A 1,116-nucleotide genomic window follows, 5' to 3' on the forward strand; every position below is an offset into this window, starting at 1 on the left:
TTGCTTAGCAATGATGCACTTACACTTACTTTGCTAGGGCGCTCTCTTCCTTCAAAGGCCAAAACGAAACACTGTATTAAGCGCGTTGACCGTTTATTAGGTAATAATCACCTGCACCACGACAGACTCGATATTTATCGGTGGCACTGTCATCAATTTTGTTCGGTCAATGCACAGCCCATTGTCTTAGTCGATTGGGCTGATATCCGCGAATACGAACGACTCATGGTACTAAGAGCATCTATTGCTGTAGATGGTCGTTCTGTTACGCTTTTCGAGCAAACTTTTACTTTCAAAAACTACAACTCTCCACGTAGTCATCAACAGTTTCTCGATAACTTTAAAGCTGTTTTACCCTCGCATGTCATCCCTATCATCGTGACTGATGCTGGCTTTCGTAATACATGGTTTAGACAAGTTAATGACATGGGTTGGTGTTATCTTGGACGCGTAAGAGGAGATGTAAACGTCTTAATAAAAAACCAATGGCAACACATCAAGCAGTTGTTTAATCAAGCGAATAGCAAACCTAAATATGTAGGATTCACACAGCTAGCCAAGCGAAAGCCATTGCAATGTCATCTTCATCTCTATAAAAAACAAACACCTAAAAAACGTAAAGACCGGCCAAAAGGTCGAGAGCACTTCTCCGCCCAGGCAGTCCATAAAAAGTCAGCACTAGAACCTTGGCTACTAGCGACTAATATCCCAACAAGTATATTTTCATCTCGATGTATCGTCAGGCTCTACACCAAGCGCATGCAAATTGAAGAAACATTTCGAGACTTAAAAAGTCCACAATACGGTTTTGGCTTACGCCAAAGCCGCACTCATAACCCTAAACGCTTCGACATTTTACTACTCATTGGTCTGCTCGCTTTTATCATCTTTTGGTGGTTTGGAATAATTGCAGAACATAACGGTTGGCACCGTCACTTTCAGGCAAATTCAATAAAAAACCGACGCGTTTTATCATTTGTTAGACTAGGAAAAGAGGTCTTCCGACGGCTGGAATATCACATCAACGATTCAGCAATACGTTGGGCGCAATCCACCCTAATTCTAATGGCAAGAAACAATTATCGTGCGTAAATTATGTGGGGATCCGCCAGCGCC

The 1,116-nt window shown here is 42.2% G+C and carries 1 protein-coding gene; it reads left to right on the forward strand.

Features of this window, described 5'->3' with window-relative positions; genetic code table 11:
* Positions 1–1,092: IS4 family transposase (locus tag BIT28_RS00035; protein WP_075761603.1), on the forward strand; the 1,092-nt coding region annotated here is incomplete at its 5' end.
* Positions 1,093–1,116: the final 24 nt, after the last annotated feature.

It is taken from the genome of Photobacterium proteolyticum (genome assembly GCF_001939735.1).
Lineage (GTDB): Bacteria > Pseudomonadota > Gammaproteobacteria > Enterobacterales > Vibrionaceae > Photobacterium > Photobacterium proteolyticum.